Consider the following 20875-nt stretch of genomic DNA (forward strand, 5'->3'; position numbering starts at 1 on the left):
AAAAGTAAGTACGTTTAAAAAAATTATATCAATACCTATAAAAAGATGATACCGTTACAACCCGTTTATTACTATTGTTTTTTATTACTGCTCGTATGCGTCAATAAAGGAATTAGCTAGGAAACTATTCTTTTCGCTGGTATGCTTCTGATAATAATGAATTGTCTCAAAGCAATGTAAAAAGCATTGTACAAGATAAATATGGTTTTATATGGCTTAGTACGAAAAACGGGATTGTGAGGTATAACGGAAATCAATTTTCAGCTTTTAATTCTACTACAACAAATTTAAACAGCAACCGCATTACGGAGATCTTAGGTGCTTTAGAAAATGATAGTTTGTTCTGCTATAATGAAGGGTTTAAAGAACTACAGCTTATTAACAAGAGAAGCATTCAAATATCTAACTTGAATTTAGGAACAAAACCGAAAGGAATAAATGATTGTCATTTAGGAAAGAACAGATGTCAATAAGCGAATTTCGTATACCGTCTTATTGCACTAGGGAAAGATGCTTTACCGGTAAGAAAACTGTCTGATTTTTATTTAAACTAACAAGTTAAATCAATAAAGGAACAATTATAGCAATAAATGTTGATTATATTTAATAAATATGGGTTTTAAAAACACCAATAAGTTCTACTAAATTGTTAATTTTAAGTTTTTCATAAACCCTAATTTTATAAGTACTCACAGTAGACATTTGAATATTTAATTTATTGGCAATTTCCAGATTACCATTACCGTTTACTAATAAACTAGTAATCTCAAATTCTCTTTTAGACAGTAAATCTAATGGGTTTATGGTTTTTTTATTAAGCGTCGCTTCTACTATTTTATTCGCGATTTCTGACGAAATATATTTTCCGTTTTCTAAAATGATTGTAACGGCTTCAATAATCTTTTTTTCGCTACACGATTTATTCAAATAGCCGTTCGCACCGGAAAGAATATAACGACAAGCATATTGGTCTTCTTCAAAGACAGAAAATATTAATATTTTTACATCAGGCTGAATGGCTCTTAAGTCCTCGATCATTCCGAGATTTTTGCCTCCCCGAATATTAATCCCAAAAAAAATCAAATTAAAATAACTCGTCTTTAGAATTTCGATAGCTTGAATAAAATTCTCCGCATTTGAGATGTTTAAGTTTTTGATATGCTGTTTTAAAATGATAGCAACCCCAGCTCTTACAACTAGACAATCATTTATTATTAAAATTTTATTTTCCATATTTTGTTTAACTTTCGACAGAAAAATCTGCCAATTACAATCATCCAATAAATAAAAGATTTAATTAAAACACTGTGAAAAAATATTTTATAATTTATTATCACTTAAATACTACGTAAATATAGCAAAAAAAGCATTAATAGGATAATAATTACATTAAATCAATCTGTACATCAATTAAAAAACACAAACGGTTCATTAACAATTAGAATACTCTTCCTTGATGTCAATTTTTTATAAAAGATAACAAACTATTATATAATCCGTTTTATACTTACAATTTGGTTAAACCAAACAAAAAGAGAAGAAAGCATTTTAAAAAATACGATTTATTATTCCTAACTAATCTTAGGAGAACATTTCGGGCTTGGCAAATTACCTCTTCACTCACACAAAAAACCGTAATTACTCTTAGCATGTCCAACTTTTTTAGATCTAATGATAATATATTGATACAGAAAATATTTTCATGAAATGCATTGGGAAAAATAAATCAAGCAGTTTCTCTTGTTTGCTCCCTATTGTTTAGTTCTACAGTTCCAGCAAATCACAACTTCCTACGTTACGCAGATACTACAAAGTACAAAAATATAGCCGCTTAAAACTTAAGCCGCTATTTTTGGTATAATCCGATAAATTGTAAAAACTATTTTTTAATATTCAATTTTCCCCACTTGTCGCATCACGCGTACAATTTTCGCTTTTCTTCTGTTGATATACGAGGAAGAACTGGTTGCCGAATATTTTCTTGGATTGGGTAATATGGCTGCTATTCCTGCGGCCTGTATCGGTGTGAGACTGGAAGCATTTTTTCGGTACCAATGTTCTGTGGCTGCTTGCGCTCCATATACACCATTTCCCATTTCGATACTATTCAAATAGACTTCCATAATGCGTTCTTTACCCCAAATGATTTCTATTAAAACAGTGAAATAGGCTTCAAGTCCTTTTCTCAAATAACTTCGGCCTTGCCAAAGGAATACATTCTTGGCTGTTTGTTGCGATATCGTGCTTCCGCCTTTTATTCTTCGGCCTCTTTCATTGCTTTTATACGCTTTTTGCATCGCAACAAAATCAAAACCATTGTGTTTCAGGAACGTTCCATCTTCACTGGCAATTACGGCTTTTTGAAGATTCATGGAGATGTTTTCAATTGGTTCCCAATCGTGGCTGAAAAAAACTTCTTTTCCGGCAACTTTATTTTCAATCCCCCGAATGACCATTAAAGGCGTAAACGGAACTGGGACAAATTTAAAAAGTACCACAAAAAACAAAGAGAGTCCGAGGAACCATAAAAATATTTTGAATATAAAACGAGTTAGTTTGCTCATAAAAGAGGTCGGTTCTTTTTTAACGGGTTGTCTTGATTTTCTAGGTGTTATTTTCGTTGCCATTATACTAAATCTGCTAATTCTGTTCCAATTAAACTACCTATTGCCACTCCCATTCCGCCCAATCGTACGCCACAATACACATTATCGGACAGTTGTGAAACGATTGGATTCTTGCTGTTCCCAATACCCATAATCCCGCTCCAACGGTGTGCAATTTGGAAATCCTGATGAGGCAAAATTACTTCTTTTAATAATTGTTCCAATTTTTTTTGGACAATTTCTGTTTGTCCAAATTCTATTGTGTTTTCTGTCTCAAAATCCAGGTTTCTTCCACCTCCTAACAATATTCTGTCGCCAATATTCCTAAAATAATAATAGCCCCTATCCAAGTGAAATGTTCCTTTTATATCTAAATTTTTAATAGGCTCCGTAATTAAAACTTGTGCTCTGGCTGGTTTAACGGCTCCATTTGTCAATGCATTCGCAAAACCGTTAGTGGCAAACAGTATTTTTTGGGTACTAAAACTAAAATTGCCAAGCGCCACTTCAACTCCATTTCCTTTGTCGAAATAAGAGGTAACAGTTTGTTGGTTTAGAATTAAAATATTTTTAGAAACTGCTTCTTTCAACAACGCCTGCATCATATTTCCGGTATCAATCTGTGCTTCAAAAGGATTGAAAACCAAATATTCCTGTATGCCGCTGAACCCAAAACGGTCTACTTCCTTGGCAAAAACATCGGCTTTAAAAAGTGGTCTTAAAATTTCATTGACGAAGGGTAATTTTCCAACACACTCACTGTAACAACTTTCATCGTCTTTTAAAAACAACTCATATCCGCCATACGGTTTGAAATCTATAGTGTCGTCGCCGAGTCTTTTTCGTAACAATTTCAGGCCTTTCCATCGTTTTTGAACGAGACGAATCACTTCTTCCTCTGAATGGGATTTTAAATCATCTATGATTTCTGAAAGACTTCCAAAACAGGCAAAACCAGCATTTTTAGTACTCGCACCTTGCGGTAATATTCCTTTTTCTAAGACTAAAATTTTGCTGTCCGGGAATCTTTCGCGCAAGCGTAATGCAGCATGCAAGCCCACAATACCGCTCCCTACGATGGTGTAATTAACATCAGTAAACCAGTTTTTTAATTCCCAATAGCTCAAATCCATGTCCAAATATTTTTTATAAAAATAATAATTTTTTGGAGCTAATCCCGCTATCCCTTGCAAATAAATTCACTGAACTTCAATTAAAATGAAAGCAGTGTGAAGTAATCTTTTATTTTTTTAAAGCAAAAAAATAAAAGGATTTCCACTTTTATCGGGGCTAAAAAGCAAGTGTTAAAAACGAAAAAACATCAATTTAAATTGGCTAATTTTAGCATTCGAAAAAATCACTTATTAAAATGAAAAAAATACTGCTAATACCCTTATTAATGATGAGTTTAACTGCTATGGCACAAAATGTAATGACTCCGGAGCTGCTTTGGAAACTAGGAAGAGTAACTCCTTTAGGTATTTCCAAAGATGGAAAAAATATAGTCTATAAAGTAACAACTCCTTCTGTTCAAGAAAATAAATCGGATACAAAATTCTACATTTTACCAGTAAATGGTGGAAATCCAACCGAAGTAAAAGAGACTAAAGACCTATTAAAAGACAAGAACATTTCTCCAGACGGGAAATATATTGTTTACAATGAAGAAGTGAAAATCGAAAAAATTCACGGAAAAGATTTTTATCCTGAACTGGAAAAATCAGATGTTCAAATCTACGACGGATTGAATTATCGCCATTGGGACACTTGGAATGAAGGCAAATACAATCATGTTTTTTACAAAGAAAACAAAGAAGGCGCTGTGGGAATTGACATTCTGAAGGGAGAAAATTTCGACAGTCCACAAAAACCTTTTGGTGGTGATGAAGATTATATTTGGTCGCCAGACAGCAAAAGTATTCTTTACGTAAGCAAGAAAAAAGCAGGAACGGATTATGCTGTTTCTACCAACACTAATATCTTCGAATACAATCTTGAAACTGGAAAAACCATCAATAGAACCGAAGAAAATCTAGGATATGATATCGCTCCACAATTTTCTCCTACAGGAAATTTGACTTGGTTACAAATGAAACGAGACGGTTATGAAGCCGATAAAAACGACCTGATTGTTAGCTTCAAAGGAATGAAAATGAACTTAACGGCTAATTGGGATGGAACCGTGGATCATTTTATCTGGAGTACTGACGGAAAAAAAATCTTTTTTATTGCACCAATAAATGGTACAAAACAGTTGTTTGAAGTTAATTTTCCGGGTCTGACCAAAATTGCAATTAACGTTCACCAAATCACTAATGGTGAGTTTGACGTCAATGATTTAGTTGGTTTTTCCGGTGATAACATCATCGTAACGAGAACTGACATGAATCATGCTGCGGAAATTTTTTCTTATAATTTAAAGAAAAACACTTGGAAACAACTATCTAATGTCAATACAACAACCTATAATTCTTTGGCGTTAAGCAAAACCGAAAGAAGATATGTAACGACTACGGATGGCAAAAAAATGTTGGTTTGGGTCGTTCTTCCTCCTAATTTTGATGCCTCAAAAAAATATCCAACCCTTTTGTATTGTCAAGGCGGGCCACAATCTCCATTGACACAATTTTATTCTTACCGATGGAATTTACAATTGATGGCCGCTAACGGTTATATTGTTGTAGCTCCAAACCGTCGCGGCATGCAAGGTCATGGTGTGGAATGGAATGAGCAAATCAGTAAAGACTGGGGCGGACAAGTAATCCAAGATTACCTTTCAGCGATTGATGATGTGGCGAAGGAAAAATATGTTGATGCGACACGTTTAGGATGTGTTGGCGCCAGTTACGGCGGGTATTCTGTTTTTTATCTGGCCGGAATGCACAACAACCGATTCAAAACCTTTATTGCCCATGATGGAATTTTTAATACACAAAGTATGTATGGAACTACCGAAGAAGTTTTCTTTACCAACTGGGATTTTGGTGGTAACTATTGGAAAAAAGACAATGCTGTTGCGCAAAAAGCCTACACTATTTTCAATCCTATGACCATGGTAGAAAAATGGAACAAACCAATTTTAATTATTCAAGGCGGAAAAGATTTTCGTGTGCCGATAGGACAAGGTCAAGAAGCTTTCCAAGCGGCGCAATTACAAGGGATAAAAAGTAGATTCTTGTATTTTCCTGAAGAGAATCATTGGGTATTAAAACCGCAGAATGCTCAAATTTGGCAAGGTGAATTTTTCAAATGGTTGAAAGAAACCTTGTAAATTAAAACTTAAAGAAAATAAAACCTCACTTTTCAGTGGGGTTTTTTGTTTGTATCAAAACATTTTGAATAACTTAACTTTAAACGCTTTTGTAATTTTTATCTTTGAAAAATGGATAGTAAAAAAAGTTATATTCCGATAAAAATTCTCCTAAGCTATCTGGTGCTGGCGTTACTTTTTGTAAGCGTAGGCTGGTTTTTATATACTGAAAACAAGAGTTTTTCTAAAACTGAGAAGAGAATTACGGAGGAAAGCAGCACTATTTTGAAAGTGAGTAGTTTACTATCTGACATGCATAAAACGGAAAGTTTAGCCCGAATCGCTATTCAATCTGAATCAGAGAAAGATTTTAAAAATTACATCAGCAAAACTGCATCTTTAAAATCAGATATTGATTCTTTAAAACTATTGGTTTCTACTCCCTATCAAATCACTTTACTGGATAGTGTAAAATATTTATTGTCCAAAAAAACTAAAAACATCCAGCAACTAAAAACGATAAAAAATAAAACCGAGGATGAAACTTCTGTTAAAACCGCCATAGAGGATTTGACAAAAATGGAGTCTTCATTGCGAAAACTTCAATTGGAAGATTTTGTGAAATACCCTTCGGAAATGGGGCAATACCAACGGAATGTACTTAAAAAGTACGTGGCTTATTTGAATCAAAATATTCCCGATGACAGCACCAATACATTAAGCAAAAAAGCATCAGATTCCATTTTAATGGCTTCAAAAAACTTGCTGAATGACGTAAAGAAAGAAACCGCAAAAAAGAAACTGCTGTTAAATCAGGAAGAAAATAAATTGTTGCAAAACGAACTTTCGATATCCGATCAATTAAGAAAAGTACTCAATATTATAGAACGTGAAATCATTATAAATACGACCAAAAGCTATTCAGACCGAGAGAATTCCTTAAAAAAAACAAACCAAATTGTTACCACTGCCGCAATAATTGGATTGTTATTGACCTTGTTCTTTTTGATTATCATTTTAAATGATTACTCCAAAACACAATCTTATAAGAAACAACTGGAGATTGCAAATTCTAAAACAAAAAAACTATTAACGAGCAGAGAACAACTTATTTCGACAGTAAGCCACGATTTGAAAACACCATTGAGCACTATTGTTGGTTACACGGAACTGCTGGGAAATTCTGATTTAAATACCAAGCAATTGTATTTTACCAAAAACATCAAAGGCTCCTCCGATTACATTTCACAATTAGTACAGGATTTATTAGATTTCACTCAAATTGAAGCGGGAAAAATCACTATAGAAAAAATTTCGTTTTCATTAGACGACATCATTAACGAAGTCGGAAATAGCATTCAATCTGTTTATACACAAAAACAAATTGAACTGATTATTGAAATTGATCCTAATCTAAAACAAAGAATCATTGGAGATCCATTCCGACTAAGACAAATACTGTCTAACATCATTGGGAATGCTTTCAAATTTACGGAAAAAGGATTCATAAAAATTCAAGCCAAAATTCATTCAGAAACCAATACAATAGCCATACTAATTGAAGATTCCGGCATTGGAATAGAAGAAAAAAATCAACAATTAATTTTTGAGGAGTTTACACAGGCCGATGAAAATATTGAAAAAAAATATGGAGGAACGGGTTTAGGGCTTACCATCTCTAAAAAAATGACAGCTATTTTAGGCGGTGAATTAAGTTTGAAAAGTGAACTGGGCAAAGGAAGTATTTTTCAGATCCAGATTCCATTACAATTTGATGATGCGATTCAAAAAGAATTAAATAACACTCCATCAAAAGAAGAATTTACCGCAATTATCATCGATGATGATGAGAGTTTATTAAAATTGACAACCGAAGTTTTAAAACAGCATCACTTTAATACAGTTTCGTTTAACAATGCGAGCGAAGCACTTCATTGGATTAAGAACAACTCTTTTGATTTCATAATTACGGATATTCAAATGCCCGTTATGGACGGTTTTTCATTTTTAAAAGAACTCCAAAACACACCCGACTCCAATTATAAAAAGCAACCGATAATGGCCGTGACTGGAAAAAGTGATTTGGATTTAGAGCGTTATAAAAAAGCCGGATTCACAACCGTTGTCAGAAAACCATATTCGCCTAAAACATTACTTAAAATCATAAAAGCAATTTTGAATAATGATGAAATTCCTATTGGATTAAAAAATAGGACTGATGCTACAAAAACAGACAAGCTCTATTCTTTAAAGGCATTAAAATCATTTTTACCCAATGAAAAACAGGCTTTAACTGAGGTTTTAGAATCGTTTATGGCGAGTACCAAAGAAAATTTAGGCAATTTAGAACAAGCTATTTCTTTAGAAAATTTTATTGAGATTAAAAATATTGCCCATAAAATGGGACCAATGTTCAAACAAATTCAAGCCAACAAAATTAGCGCAATATTAGATCACTTAGAGTTAGACGATTTTACAATCGCAGCAATTAAAATCCATTCTGAAAACTTAAAAGATAAAATTGACCGTCTTTTTTCTCTTTTAGAAAAGGAATCAGACTAATTAATATCGTAACGATTTAATTTATTATATAACGTTTTTCTGGTAATTTTCAACAATTTCGCAGCTTCAGATTTGTTGTTATTCGTTTGATTTAAAGCTTCAAGAATGGTTTCTTTCTCATTTTCAAACAAAGAAAAATCGGTAGTTTTTTTGTCTTCATTTTGAAAAAACTCCATAGGAAGTGCCGTTTTTTCAATAAAATCCCCTTGCGATAAAAGCGTTGCTCTTTTGATACAATTTTGAAGTTCCCGAAGATTTCCCGGCCATCTGTAGTTTTGAAAAATAGTCATGACTTCCGAAGAAAATCCGATGACATTTTTATTCAATTCCTGATTTGACTTTTCAAGAAAAAAATCTGAGAAGATCATTAAATCTTCATTCCTCTCGACTAATGACGGGGAATGAATAGAGAATTCATTGATTCTGTGATATAAATCTTCCCTGAAATCTCCACTTTTAACCGCTTCACGCAAATCTTCATTTGTTGCGGTAATAATCCTAATATCAACGTCTATTTCTTTATTACTGCCAATGGGTTTGATTTTTCTTTCCTGCAAAGCTCTCAAAAGCTGAATTTGATTCTCATAAGACAGATTCCCAATTTCATCCAAAAAAATAGTCCCCCCATTTGCCGCTTCAAAAAAACCAATTTTATCCTGAATTGCTCCCGTAAAAGATCCTTTAATATGACCGAAAAATTCACTCGCTGCTAATTCTTTTGGAATTGAACCACAGTCAACAGCAATGAAATTAGTATTTTTTCTGGAACTGTTTTCGTGAATACTTTTGGCAATGACTTCTTTTCCAGTTCCGCTTTCGCCGATAATTAAAACGGACATATTTGTCGGACTGACCAGCTGTATGTATTCGGCAAGCTTTTGGGATGCTTTAGAAATTCCTTTAACGAATTCATTGGCATCTTTTTTTACACTTTGTTTTCCGATTTTTGTCGCGGTGACTATTTGATTTGACTCCGTGACATTTGAAATTTCTAAAGCATTGGTAATAACCAATAGAACTTCTTCAGGATTAAATGGTTTGGAGATGTAATCCGCAGCACCATTTTTTATAGCTTTAACAGCCGTACTCACATCAGAATATCCCGTCATTAGTATTACGGGGACATTTGGGTGAGTCAATTTTATTTCTGACATAAGTGCAATCCCATCAGAATCGGGAAGTCTTAAATCCGTGATGACCAAATCAAATTCGTTGCTCTTAATTTTGGATTTTGCTTCTGCCGCTGAAAATGCCGGCGTTACATCGTATGCTTTTTTTATTAGAAATTTTTCTAATAATTTACAAAAGGCAACATCATCTTCAATCAATAAAATCTTAGCCATTACATTTTAACTTTAAGGCTAAAATATAAGGTATTAAATTTGTATTCTCATAATTTTTTGCAAAAAAAAGAGAGACTGTTACAAACAATCTCTCTTTTTAAAAACAAAACTCACCTAAATTATTTATTTATCCATTTCCCATTGGCATCCGCATAAACAGTAGCTTTCTTGTCTCCAACTGTAATCTCTAATTTGTATTCTTTCTTTGCATTTATAAATGCTTTTCCAAGAACCGCACCCGGATGTGCTGTTTCCAGTGCTTTTTTCACAGCATCTGGAACTGTTTCTACTTCAGTATATCCTTCTTGAAATAATGAGGATTGAACTTGAAAATTTTGATTAGGAACTGTAGTCGCAAATGCTGATAAACTCCCTAAAACGATTGCTGCTGATACCATTAACTTTTTCATATTATTATATTTTTATTTATTATTATATTTTTATTTTTGAATCCATTTCCCATTTGCATCAGCAAAAAGATTTCCTTTTTTATCTCCAACAGTAATGTCTAATTTGTATTCTTTGTTAGCATTTATATACGCTTTGTCAAGAACAGCACTTGGATATGCCGCTTTTAATGCCGCTTTTATTGCTTCAGGAACTTCTTCCAATTTTACTTCAGTGTATTCCTCTTGAATTGATACTGATTTAATGGTACTACTCACGATTGGAGCTGTAGCAGCATAAGTTGACAAACTTCCTAAAACGATTGCTGCGGATAAGATTAACTTTTTCATAGTATTTAATTTTAAATTATTTATTTGTTATTGTTACTTAAAACAAAGAAATAATTATACCAATCATTTAAAGCAAGGCATCACATCGTTAATGCATTAAAAAACAACGCTTTAAAAATAGCCATTAAATTCAAAACACAAGAAAGATGTATAAATACTGGGGCAAAGTGTATAATTATTATACAATTCAGGCAGTATCAAAATATAATAAACAAAAAAACCTTGCATCGCTGCAAGGTTTTTTACTTAAATAAAGTATTTTTTATTCCGGATCGTTCATTTTGAAAGTATCCATAAATGCAGTAGTGTACTCTCCTGCGATATAACGAGGATCGTCCATTAATTGTCTATGAAACGGAATGGTAGTTTTTATTCCTTCGATTACAAATTCATCCAAGGCTCTTCTCATTTTACTAATCGCTTCCTCACGGGATTGGGCTGTAGTAATAAGTTTTGCAATCATTGAATCGTAATTTGGTGGAATAGTATACCCTGAATACACGTGAGTGTCTAAACGAACTCCGTGTCCACCCGGCATATGTAATGTTGTGATTTTTCCTGGAGAAGGACGGAAATCATTATAAGGATCTTCTGCATTAATTCTGCATTCGATCGCATGTAATTGTGGCAAGTAGTTTTTACCCGAAATAGGTATTCCAGCGGCAACCATAATTTGCTCACGGATTAAGTCATAATCAATAACTTGTTCTGTAATTGGGTGCTCTACTTGAATACGGGTATTCATTTCCATAAAGTAGAAATTACGGTGTTTATCAACCAAAAATTCTACAGTTCCAGCACCTTCATATTTAATGTATTCAGCTGCTTTTACAGCTGCTTCACCCATTTTTTCACGTAACTCATCTGTCATAAATGGAGATGGAGTTTCTTCAGTTAATTTTTGATGACGTCTTTGAACTGAACAATCTCTTTCTGAAAGATGACAGGCTTTTCCGTAAGAATCACCTACTACTTGAATCTCAATATGGCGAGGCTCTTCGATTAATTTCTCCAGATACATTCCATCATTTCCAAAAGCTGCTGCAGATTCCTGACGCGCATCTTCCCAAGCTTTCAACAATTCATCTTCTTTCCAAACAGCTCTCATTCCTTTTCCACCACCACCAGCAGTTGCTTTAAGCATTACTGGGTAGCCAAAATCTCTTGATAATTGTAAGGCTTGCTCATACGATTCTAAAATTCCTACTGAACCTGGAACACAAGGAACACCCGCTTCAATCATAGTCGATTTTGCGGAAGCTTTATCTCCCATTCTATCAATCATCTCTGGAGAAGCTCCAATGAATTTGATACCATGTTCTTGACAAATTTTAGAAAATTTAGAATTTTCAGAAAGGAATCCGTATCCCGGATGTATTGCATCTGCATTTGTAATTTCGGCAGCGGCAATAATATTTGACATTTTTAAATAGGACAAGTTGCTTGGAGGTGGTCCAATACAAACTGCTTCGTCAGCAAACTTTACATGTAGACTTTCGGCATCTGCAGTAGAATAAACGGCTACCGTTTTTATACCCATTTCCTTGCATGTTCTAATTACGCGTAACGCAATTTCCCCCCTATTGGCAATCAATATTTTTTTAAACATCTTTTTTGAGTTATGAGTTATGAGTTATGAATTTTTTAAAATATAGGACTGGTGATAAAAACCAATTCATAATTTATAATTCATAATTTATAATTCCTTATGATGGATCTACTAAGAATAACGGTTGGTCAAATTCTACTGGCGACATATCGTCAACCAATATTTTTACAATTTTACCAGAAACTTCAGATTCAATTTCATTAAATAATTTCATAGCTTCAATTACACAAAGTACGTCACCTTTAGCAATTGTTTTACCTATTTCAACAAACATTGGTTTATCTGGAGATGGTTTTCTATAAAAAGTTCCAATGATTGGAGATTTTATGGTGATATAATGAGCGTTTTCTGCTACTGGAACTTCTGGAGCTACTGCAACCGGAGCAATTTGTTGCGGAGCTACTGCTTGTTGAAGTGCAGCTTGAGCCGGCATTTGTTGAACATACGTGGTTTCTGTTACATTCCCTTCTAAAGTTGTTCTGATGGTAATTTTTACATCATCCATCTCTAATTTAACTTCTGCAACTCCTGAATTTGCTACAAACTTGATTAGATTTTGAATTTCTTTTAAATCCATAATTATTTGTTTTTAGTTTAAATTTATTTTTTATCGTATGCCCATTTTAGATATATAGATCCCCAAGTGAATCCACCTCCAAAAGCAGCCAAAATTATCGTATCTCCTTTTTTGAATAAATGTTCAAAATCATTAAGAACTAATGGTAAAGTCGCAGAAGTTGTGTTTCCGTATTTTTCAATATTCATTAGCACTTTAGAATCTTCTAAATTCATTCTATTTGCTGTTGCATCAATAATACGTTTGTTGGCTTGATGAGGAACTAACCAATCTACATCTTCATTGGTTAAATTATTTCTTTTCAGAATTAATTCACTTGAATCAGCCATGTTGGTCACAGCATATTTAAATACTGTTTTTCCGTCTTGAATAATATTGTGTTTATTATCTCTTACTGTTTCGTAAGAGGCAGGAAGTAGAGAACCACCAGCGTCAATTTTCAAAAAATCTCTTCCGATTCCATCACTGCGCAAGTATTCGTCTTGCAATCCTAATCCTTCATAATTAGGTTCGAACAATACTGCTCCAGCTCCATCTCCAAAAATGATACAGGTTGATCTATCAGTATAATCTACGATAGAGGACATTTTATCAGCACCAATTAATAGTACTTTCTTGTATCTTCCGGACTCTATGTAAGCTGCTGCCGTTGACATCCCAAATAAGAAACTGGAACATGCTGCTTGCAAATCATATGCAAAAGCATTTAAGGCTCCTATTTCGGTTGCTACATATACACCTGTTGAAGCAACTGGCATATCTGGCGTTGCAGTTGCCATTATCAACAAGTCTATTTCTAGAGGGTCAATATTGGCTTTAGCTAATAAATCTTGTGCAGCTTTTATGGCTAAAAAAGAAGTTCCTTTACCCTCTTCTTTGAGGATTCTTCTTTCTTTTATTCCTGTACGAGAGGTTATCCACTCGTCATTGGTGTCGACCATGGCCTCAAGAGCTTTGTTAGTTAAAACAAAGTCTGGAACATAGGCTCCAACAGCGGTTATTGCGGCTGTAATTGTATTCATTGGATGCGATTATTTTTTGTCAAATGTTGCCATTTGAAAAATTTTTAAAAGACTTGAAAATTACAAAAAAAAATTCCATTTTCATTGATTTGGAACTTCTTATTTAATGAAAATTATAAACAACAAAAAAACTCTCACGATGTGAGAGTTCGAATATCATTTACAAAAATGTATTAAGCAACAGCTACAGATTTATCTATAACAACTTGCCCTCTGTAATACATTTTACCTTCATGCCAGTAAGCTCTATGGTATAAGTGCGCTTCTCCTGTAATAGGACAAGTAGCAATCTGTGCTACAGTAGCTTTGTAATGTGTTCTTCTTTTATCTCTTCTTGTTTTGGAGATTTTTCTCTTAGGATGCGCCATTTTACTATATTATTTATCCGTTAATAGTTGCTTTAATTTGTCCCAACGCGGGTCAATATTTTCTTCTTGTTTATTCTCTTTTTTTTCTTCTTTTACTATCAGTTCATTAAGCTTAGTTAAAGCTTCCGTTTTTAAACTTCCATCTTTAATTCCTGGATGAACACGTCTTAGAGGCACTGACAACACTATCATTTCATAGATATATTGTGCAATATCAATTTCAAACTCTCCATGAGGTAAAATCAACAATTCTTCATTGTCATTATTATATTCCTCACCAAAACGAACAATTAAATTCATTTTGCCTTTAACCGGCAAGTCAAAATCTTCGCTTGTCAAATCACAAGGTACATTTACCGTCCCTTTATGCTTAAAACTTAACTCTAACAGCGTACTTTTTTTCTCTAAAACTACATTTACTTTGATATTTGAATCTTGATATTCATTATAATCAAAGATTTCAAAGAACGAATTATTTATTTGATACTCAAAATGATGTTTTCCTAGCTTTAATCCTATAAAAGGTATTAAATATTCTTTTGTCTTCTTCATTTCAACAACAATTTGACCCTAAACTTCGGGAGTGCAAAGATATAAAATTATTGCAAATCTAATAATGTTATTCACTTTTTTTTGTTTACAACTGTTTTTCTTTTGTTTTCAATGGCTTCACACTGATTTCGGCATATTGATTTCTCGAATGATAAATATCAAGTGCCAAATAAACCGCCTCTTTGAATGAGTTAAAATCAGCCACTCCTTTTCCTGCTATATCATAAGCAGTACCATGATCCGGAGACGTTCTTATTTTATTCAAACCTGCCGTATAATTCACTCCATTACCAAAAGACAACGTTTTAAAAGGAATTAATCCTTGATCGTGATAGATCGCAATTATAGCATCATACTTCTCATATTGGTTACTTCCAAAAAAACCATCAGCTGCAAAAGGACCAAACACCAAGGTTCCTTTATCAAATATTTTTTTTAATGTTGGCTTTAATATCAAATCATCTTCGGTACCGATAACTCCTCCGTCACCACAGTGAGGATTTAACCCCAAAACAGCTATTTTAGGCTTATTAACACTAAAATCCTGTATCAATGATTGCTTAACCGTTTCAATTTTTCTTTTAATCAATTCTTCCGTAAGATGAGAAGCCACTTCACTTAACGGAATATGATCCGTCAAGAGCCCAACTCTTAAATTATCCTGAACCATCAACATAAGTGCATTTCCCTCCAATTCTTGATCTAAATAATCCGTATGTCCCGGAAATTTAAAATCCTCTGATTGAATATTATACTTATTTATAGGCGCAGTAACTAATACATCTACAAGACCATCCTTCAAAGCTTTGGCGGCCGCAACAAATGATTTTATAGCATACTCACCTGCCTTAGAATCATTTACTCCAAGATTCAAATCAACTCCTTCTTTCCAAAGATTTAAAACATTAATCTTTCCTGTTACAATTTGATCCAACTTATCAATTCCGTGCAACAAAGAAGTAGACTGAAAACTTTTCTTCACAAAAGATAACAACTTAACATTAGCAAAGATAACAGGAGTACACAACTCCAACATACGAGAATCCTCGAATGTTTTTAAAACAACTTCGCTTCCAATACCGTTTAAATCTCCTATAGAAATCCCGACGATTATATTTTCTGCTTTTTTCATCATGACCTAACGTTATTTATTGCTAATTTTGAAGTGCAAATTTAGTAAAATAAAACAAGAAATGTTTACAGGAATCATAGAAACCCTTGGTGTCATCCAAGAAATAAAAAAAGAGAACAGTAATGTTCACATAACGATGAATTCATCGATTACCAGCGAACTACAAATTGACCAAAGCGTTGCTCATAACGGAATTTGCCTTACAGTTGTTGCAATCAAGGACACCTTCTATACCGTGACCGCCATAGACGAAACGATAAAAAAAACAAATTTAGCCGATTGGAAAGTTGGCGACAGTGTCAACTTAGAAAGGGCAATGAAACTTGGAGACAGACTTGACGGACACATCGTTCAAGGACACGTAGACCAAATAGGAACCTGCATCATCGCAGAGCAAACCGATGGAAGCTGGCTTTACACCTTTGAATATGATGAAAAATTAAACAACATTACTATCGAAAAAGGTTCAATTACCGTAAATGGCGTAAGTTTAACCGTGGTGAATTCTAAAAAAAATCAGTTTAGTGTAGCCATAATCCCTTATACACATGGGCACACTAATTTCAAAACCATTGAAGTTGGCACAAAAATAAATCTTGAATTTGATGTGATTGGCAAATACGTTTCCCGATTATACGCTAACAAATAATCCCCCTTAACTATGTTAAAAACAAAAACCCCAATTTAAATTGGGGTTTTTGTTTTTAACATATTGTTGTAAATAATATAAATTCCAAATAACAATGCAATTATCATTAGTATGCAAATATTTTCATCAATAGGCAATCCAGGCGGTGGTGGTGGCTTCTTCTTTCCAAAAGGATTTGGAGGCGTAGGCCCCGCAAAAACATCCATAATCCCAAAAAGGAAAATGATTATTATAAAAAAAATATTTTTAAAAATTTTCATAAATCAGAAAGATAAAGCATCAATTACTCCTAAAAAATATTTTTATTTGATAATTTATTTTTTTTACAAAAAAATTCACAGCTTTAACAAAAACAATAGTAATCGTTACAAAAGTATGATTTTTTTACATGAAATATGCTTTTATACTGTTATAAAAAAAAGCCTTTCAAAAAATTGAAAGGCTTTTTACGTGGTCCCACCTGGGCTCGAACCAGGGACCACCTGATTATGAGTCAGGTGCTCTAACCAGCTGAGCTATAGGACCGGTTTAGAGTGTGCAATATTACCACTATTTTTCAATTGCTCCAAATATTTTTGACTTAGATTTTAATATAGTTCAATTATTAACTTATTTCAAATAGAAACCAACTGAAAATTAGAATACTACCCATTTATCTGCAATTAAATTATTTTATTTCCTGACACAATTCTATCAGAACACCATTCGTGCTTTTTGGATGCAGAAATGCAACTAACTTGTTATCAGCTCCTTTTTTCGGAATTTCATTCAAGACCACAAACCCTTCCTTTTTTAAACGCGCTATTTCTGAAACAATATCTTCAACATCAAAAGCGATATGATGAATCCCTTCTCCCTTTTTTTCTAAAAACTTAGCAATAGGACTTTCTGGATTAGTTGCCGCTAAAAGCTCAATTTTATTGGGGCCATTCCTAAAAAAAGAAGTTGTTACTCCTTCGGTTGCTACATCTTCGAATTTATAAGCTGGAGCCCCAAAGAGTTTTTCGAAAACTAAATTTGACACTTCTAAGTCTTTAACAGCAATCCCTATATGTTCTATTTTTCTCATTATTTATAATATCGATTCAACATTAGTTTCAAATTTAAACAGTAAGCTAGCCGCAACAAAACTTATTTGACGCAAAATTAAACATTAAAAACAAAAAAAGAGAGGCATTCTAAAAAGTAAGCTGAATTAAATCGCTCATAATAATTCTATAAAAAATTTCGATTGCATGAATTATAATTGTTATTTTGTACATTCTAATTATGATTTGATATGTTGAAAAACAATTTAAAATACACCTTCTTTCTATTGCTTTTAGTTATTGTTGGATGTGCCAAAAGAGGCTCCATCACTGGTGGTTTGAAAGATACCATTGCACCCGTTTTAAAAGCAAGTTTTCCGGAAAATTTCAGCAAAAACTTCAAAGATAACGAGATCAAACTAGTCTTTGACGAAAACATTAAACTTAAAAACCTCAACAAGCAATTGATTATTTCACCACCCATGAAATACGAACCATCAATTTTACCTACTACTCCAAGCAAAACGATTACAATAAAAATCAAAGACACGTTACAACCTAATACCACTTACAGCTTTAATTTTGGCCAAAGCATCGCTGACAATAACGAAGGAAATCCGTTTAACCAATTCAAATATGTGTTTTCTACCGGAGACTATATTGACTCTTTAAGCCTTGGCGGAACTGTAAAAAGTGCTTATGACAAAGAAGTAGAATCATTCGTTTCGGTTATGCTTTATGATGTGAATGACACCTTTAAAGATTCAATAGTTTATAATGAGAATCCAAGATATGTGACAAACACATTAGATAGTTTGAAGACTTTTCGTTTTGAGAATTTAAAAGCCGGAAAATATCTTCTTGTAGCGATGAAAGACTACAACAGCAATAACAAATACAATCCAAAAACGGATAAAATTGGATTTAGCAAAGACTTTATTACTATTCCAAACGACACCATTTACGAGTTGGAATTATTTAAGGAAACACTCCCTTTTAAGGCTTTCAAACCAAGCCAAGCATCTGGAAATAAATTGCTTTTGGGATATGAAGGGAAAGTAAATTCTGCTAATGAGAGACCTAAAATAATCTTGAAAAACAATACTGATGTTTTGTCTACGATTACTACTAAATTCCCGAAAAAGGATTCCCTTCAAATCTGGTATAAACCCATCAAGACAGATTCGTTAAATTTGGCTGTAGCCAAAGACAAATACGGAGCCAATTTCATCTTTAAAATAAAAGACCAGAAAAAAGACACCTTAAACATTACGCCTGTGCAAAGTGGCACTTTAAATTTTAGAGATAAATTTACTTTAGAAAGTTCAACTCCATTAATTCGCATTGAGAATTCTAAAATAAATTTGATTAATAATGCAAAAGCCGCAGTACCTTTTACCACCGAATACGACGAATTTAATCAGAAATTGTATTTTGATTTTAAAAAGGAACCCTTAGAAAATTATACTTTTGAAATTTTGCCTGGAGCGTTAACTGATTTTTTCGAAAAATCAAATGACACTTTGACCTATAAATTAAACACGAGAAACACCTCAGATTATGGGAATCTTTCTGTGGCATTAGAAAATGTGAAGCAATTCCCTGTCATTGTAGAACTGACTAATATAAAAGGTGATGTTTTGGCTACTGAATACACTGAAAAAAACACCACAATAGACTTTAACTTGATTGAACCTGCACTTTATACTTTGCGTGCTATTTATGACACCAATAAAAACAAGGAATGGGATTCCGGTAATTATTTAGAAAAACGTCAAGCCGAAGAAGTCATTTATTTTTCCAAAGAAATTGATGTCCGTGCTAATTGGGATGTAAATCAAATTTTTGATTTGAGCCTTCCATACATTCCGGAACCTAAAAAGAAAACAGATACGAAAACAGAAAAAAAGAACTAAAACTTATATGTTTTTTATTTCAAAAAAATCTCTATCGTTCAAAAAACCTAATTTTTGTCTGGTTTCTAACATTTTTTCTTTGTCTAATTCTACTAAAAAAAAACTTTCAGATTCATCTGGTTCCAAGACATAATTCCCGAGAAAATCGACCGCTTGTGAGTGACCAATGTATTCGTAACCATTTGCATCAGTCCCTATTCTATTGACACCAATCGCATAACTCATATTTTCTATCGCTCGTGCTTTCAATAAAGCATCCCAAGCATTGGTTCTGGTTTTTGGCCAACTTGCCACATAAATCAACAAGTCATAATCCTCTGAATTTCTGGAAAAAGCAGGAAATCGTAAATCATAACAAATCAATGGACAAATTTTCCATCCTAAATAGTCCACAATTATTTTTTGATTTCCCCTTGTGTATACTTTGTCTTCGCCAGCCAAAGTAAATAAGTGCTTTTTATCATAGAATTGAATTTGTCCTGAAGGAAAAACAAATACCATTCTGTTGTAGAAATTACTATTTTCTTCTATAACTAAACTTCCCGTAATGGCACAGTTTCTGGCTTTCGCCAACACTTTAAGCCAAGTTATCGTTTCGCCTTGCATTGTTTCAGCAACATTCTCAGGGCTCATTGTAAAACCGCTCGTAAACATTTCCGGCAATACAATTAAATCAACCGCCGAAGCAATTTCATTTATTCTGGCCTCGAAATAATCACGATTTAGCTTTGGATTTTCCCAAATCAAAGGAGCTTGGATCAAGATAACTTTCATGTTGTTTTATTTTTTATAAAAATAAGAAATATCACAACATCATGAGTTCATTATCTTAGCAAAAAAAATAACTTTATGAAAAAGATGCTAATCGTAAGTACGATGCTATTTTCCGTTTTAATTTTTGGACAAGAAAAATCAGGTGCTAAACAATTCTGGGAAAATTTACAAAAACAATGTGGCAAATCATTTGAAGGAGAAGTAAAAGAAGGCGCTGCCAATGATACTTTTCGAGATAAGAAATTAGTGATGCACGTTCGCAATTGTGATGATAATACGATTCGAATTCCTTTTTTTGTAGGAGATGACAAATCGAGAACTTGGGTATTAACATACAAAAATGACCGTATTCAATTGAAACACGACCACCGCCACGAAGATGGCTCCGAAGACAAGGTTACACAATATGGCGGAACAACGTCTAATTCTGGTTCATCGACGCTTCAGTTTTTTCCGGCAGATCAAGAAACATGTGATTTAATTCCAAATGCTTCTGCAAATGTCTGGTGGATTACTTTAGACGAAACGTCTTTTACATATAACTTAAGACGCATCGGTTCAGACCGGTTGTTTACCCTGAGATTTGATATCACAAAAGTAGTCTCAACACCTTCTGCACCTTGGGAATGGAAAGACTAAACGTTCAAAATTTAATTTTTAATTATAAAAAAACGCATTCAACTTTGACATTGAATGCGTTTTCAGATTTTCACCTTAAAGCTTTCGACTTTAAGACATTTGACTTTATGA

General features: G+C 33.4%; 21 protein-coding genes and 1 tRNA gene. 6 read left to right on the forward strand and 16 right to left on the reverse strand.

Annotated elements, in window-relative coordinates; genetic code table 11:
* Positions 1-161 precede the first annotated feature (161 nt).
* Positions 162-473 carry a two-component regulator propeller domain-containing protein gene (locus E0H99_RS01120; RefSeq protein ID WP_131990411.1) on the forward strand — a complete coding sequence of 104 codons (312 nt, stop codon included), beginning with the start codon at positions 162-164 and terminating at the stop codon, positions 471-473.
* Between the two features lie 130 nt (positions 474-603).
* Here the strand turns inward: E0H99_RS01120 and E0H99_RS01125 are convergent, their stop codons facing one another.
* The 3 genes from E0H99_RS01125 to E0H99_RS01135 all read right to left on the reverse strand — a co-directional run bounded on the left by E0H99_RS01125 (position 604) and on the right by E0H99_RS01135 (position 3739).
* On the reverse strand, positions 604-1233 hold the full coding sequence (locus tag E0H99_RS01125; protein WP_131990412.1) for a response regulator transcription factor: 630 nt from the start codon (positions 1231-1233) through the stop codon (positions 604-606).
* Between the two features lie 653 nt (positions 1234-1886).
* Positions 1887-2627, reverse strand: coding sequence for a monofunctional biosynthetic peptidoglycan transglycosylase (gene mtgA / locus E0H99_RS01130; protein ID WP_131990413.1), 741 nt, complete (start codon positions 2625-2627; stop codon positions 1887-1889).
* Positions 2627-3739 carry an NAD(P)/FAD-dependent oxidoreductase gene (locus E0H99_RS01135; protein WP_131990414.1) on the reverse strand — a complete coding sequence of 371 codons (1113 nt, stop codon included), beginning with the start codon at positions 3737-3739 and terminating at the stop codon, positions 2627-2629. The genes mtgA and E0H99_RS01135 overlap by 1 nt, the downstream gene beginning before the upstream one ends.
* Positions 3740-3975: 236 nt before the next feature.
* Between E0H99_RS01135 and E0H99_RS01140 the strand changes: the two genes are divergently transcribed.
* Positions 3976-5877 carry a S9 family peptidase gene (locus E0H99_RS01140; protein ID WP_131990415.1) on the forward strand — a complete coding sequence of 634 codons (1902 nt, stop codon included), beginning with the start codon at positions 3976-3978 and terminating at the stop codon, positions 5875-5877.
* Between the two features lie 111 nt (positions 5878-5988).
* A complete protein-coding gene (locus tag E0H99_RS01145) occupies positions 5989-8418 on the forward strand; it encodes an ATP-binding protein (protein WP_131990416.1) in 2430 nt (809 codons plus the stop codon).
* On the opposite strand, the gene E0H99_RS01150 is transcribed toward E0H99_RS01145, so the two are convergent.
* The 9 genes from E0H99_RS01150 to pdxA form a co-directional block, all read right to left on the reverse strand.
* Positions 8415-9761, reverse strand: a complete 1347-nt coding sequence (locus E0H99_RS01150) for a sigma-54-dependent transcriptional regulator (protein WP_131990417.1) — start codon at positions 9759-9761, stop codon at positions 8415-8417. The two genes, E0H99_RS01145 and E0H99_RS01150, sit on opposite strands and share 4 nt — an antisense overlap.
* Before the next feature lie 119 nt (positions 9762-9880).
* A complete protein-coding gene (locus E0H99_RS01155; RefSeq protein WP_131990418.1) occupies positions 9881-10171 on the reverse strand; it encodes a hypothetical protein in 291 nt (96 codons plus the stop codon).
* Between the two features lie 30 nt (positions 10172-10201).
* Positions 10202-10498, reverse strand: a complete 297-nt coding sequence (locus E0H99_RS01160) for a hypothetical protein (RefSeq protein WP_131990419.1) — start codon at positions 10496-10498, stop codon at positions 10202-10204.
* 262 nt (positions 10499-10760) lie between these two features.
* A complete protein-coding gene (gene accC / locus E0H99_RS01165) occupies positions 10761-12107 on the reverse strand; it encodes an acetyl-CoA carboxylase biotin carboxylase subunit (protein WP_131990420.1) in 1347 nt (448 codons plus the stop codon).
* Between the two features lie 97 nt (positions 12108-12204).
* Complete coding sequence (gene accB / locus E0H99_RS01170) at positions 12205-12684, reverse strand: acetyl-CoA carboxylase biotin carboxyl carrier protein (RefSeq protein ID WP_131990421.1); 480 nt, start codon at positions 12682-12684, stop codon at positions 12205-12207.
* 23 nt (positions 12685-12707) lie between these two features.
* Positions 12708-13706, reverse strand: a complete 999-nt coding sequence (locus E0H99_RS01175) for a beta-ketoacyl-ACP synthase III (protein ID WP_131914827.1) — start codon at positions 13704-13706, stop codon at positions 12708-12710.
* Positions 13707-13879: 173 nt separating this feature from the next.
* Positions 13880-14074, reverse strand: coding sequence for a 50S ribosomal protein L32 (rpmF, locus tag E0H99_RS01180; protein WP_007137315.1), 195 nt, complete (start codon positions 14072-14074; stop codon positions 13880-13882).
* A gap of 9 nt (positions 14075-14083) precedes the next feature.
* On the reverse strand, positions 14084-14626 hold the full coding sequence (locus E0H99_RS01185) for a YceD family protein (protein ID WP_131990422.1): 543 nt from the start codon (positions 14624-14626) through the stop codon (positions 14084-14086).
* 85 nt (positions 14627-14711) lie between these two features.
* Positions 14712-15761: a 4-hydroxythreonine-4-phosphate dehydrogenase PdxA gene (gene pdxA / locus E0H99_RS01190; RefSeq protein WP_131990423.1), complete on the reverse strand. Its 1050-nt coding sequence runs from the start codon at positions 15759-15761 to the stop codon at positions 14712-14714.
* 58 nt (positions 15762-15819) lie between these two features.
* Here pdxA and E0H99_RS01195 point away from each other — a divergent pair, with 58 nt between their 5' ends.
* On the forward strand, positions 15820-16407 hold the full coding sequence (locus E0H99_RS01195; RefSeq protein WP_131990424.1) for a riboflavin synthase: 588 nt from the start codon (positions 15820-15822) through the stop codon (positions 16405-16407).
* Between the two features lie 35 nt (positions 16408-16442).
* On the opposite strand, the gene E0H99_RS01200 is transcribed toward E0H99_RS01195, so the two are convergent.
* The 3 genes from E0H99_RS01200 to mce all read right to left on the reverse strand — a co-directional run bounded on the left by E0H99_RS01200 (position 16443) and on the right by mce (position 17476).
* Positions 16443-16667: a hypothetical protein gene (locus E0H99_RS01200; protein ID WP_131990425.1), complete on the reverse strand. Its 225-nt coding sequence runs from the start codon at positions 16665-16667 to the stop codon at positions 16443-16445.
* Between the two features lie 191 nt (positions 16668-16858).
* A tRNA-Ile gene (locus E0H99_RS01205) sits at positions 16859-16932 on the reverse strand.
* Between the two features lie 142 nt (positions 16933-17074).
* Entirely contained in the window at positions 17075-17476 is a 402-nt protein-coding gene (gene mce, locus E0H99_RS01210; protein WP_131990426.1) for a methylmalonyl-CoA epimerase, read from the reverse strand.
* A 210-nt stretch (positions 17477-17686) separates the two neighbouring features.
* Between mce and E0H99_RS01215 the strand changes: the two genes are divergently transcribed.
* A complete protein-coding gene (locus E0H99_RS01215; protein ID WP_131990427.1) occupies positions 17687-19351 on the forward strand; it encodes an Ig-like domain-containing protein in 1665 nt (554 codons plus the stop codon).
* Positions 19352-19354: 3 nt separating this feature from the next.
* Here E0H99_RS01215 and E0H99_RS01220 read toward each other — a convergent pair whose 3' ends face one another.
* Positions 19355-20125 carry an amidohydrolase gene (locus E0H99_RS01220; RefSeq protein WP_131990428.1) on the reverse strand — a complete coding sequence of 257 codons (771 nt, stop codon included), beginning with the start codon at positions 20123-20125 and terminating at the stop codon, positions 19355-19357.
* Positions 20126-20200: 75 nt separating this feature from the next.
* On the opposite strand from E0H99_RS01220, the gene E0H99_RS01225 reads away from it, so the two are divergent.
* On the forward strand, positions 20201-20764 hold the full coding sequence (locus E0H99_RS01225; RefSeq protein WP_131990429.1) for a hypothetical protein: 564 nt from the start codon (positions 20201-20203) through the stop codon (positions 20762-20764).
* Positions 20765-20875 lie beyond the last annotated feature (111 nt).

The sequence above is a fragment of the Flavobacterium sp. GT3P67 genome (genome assembly GCF_004349155.1).
Lineage (GTDB): Bacteria > Bacteroidota > Bacteroidia > Flavobacteriales > Flavobacteriaceae > Flavobacterium > Flavobacterium ranwuense.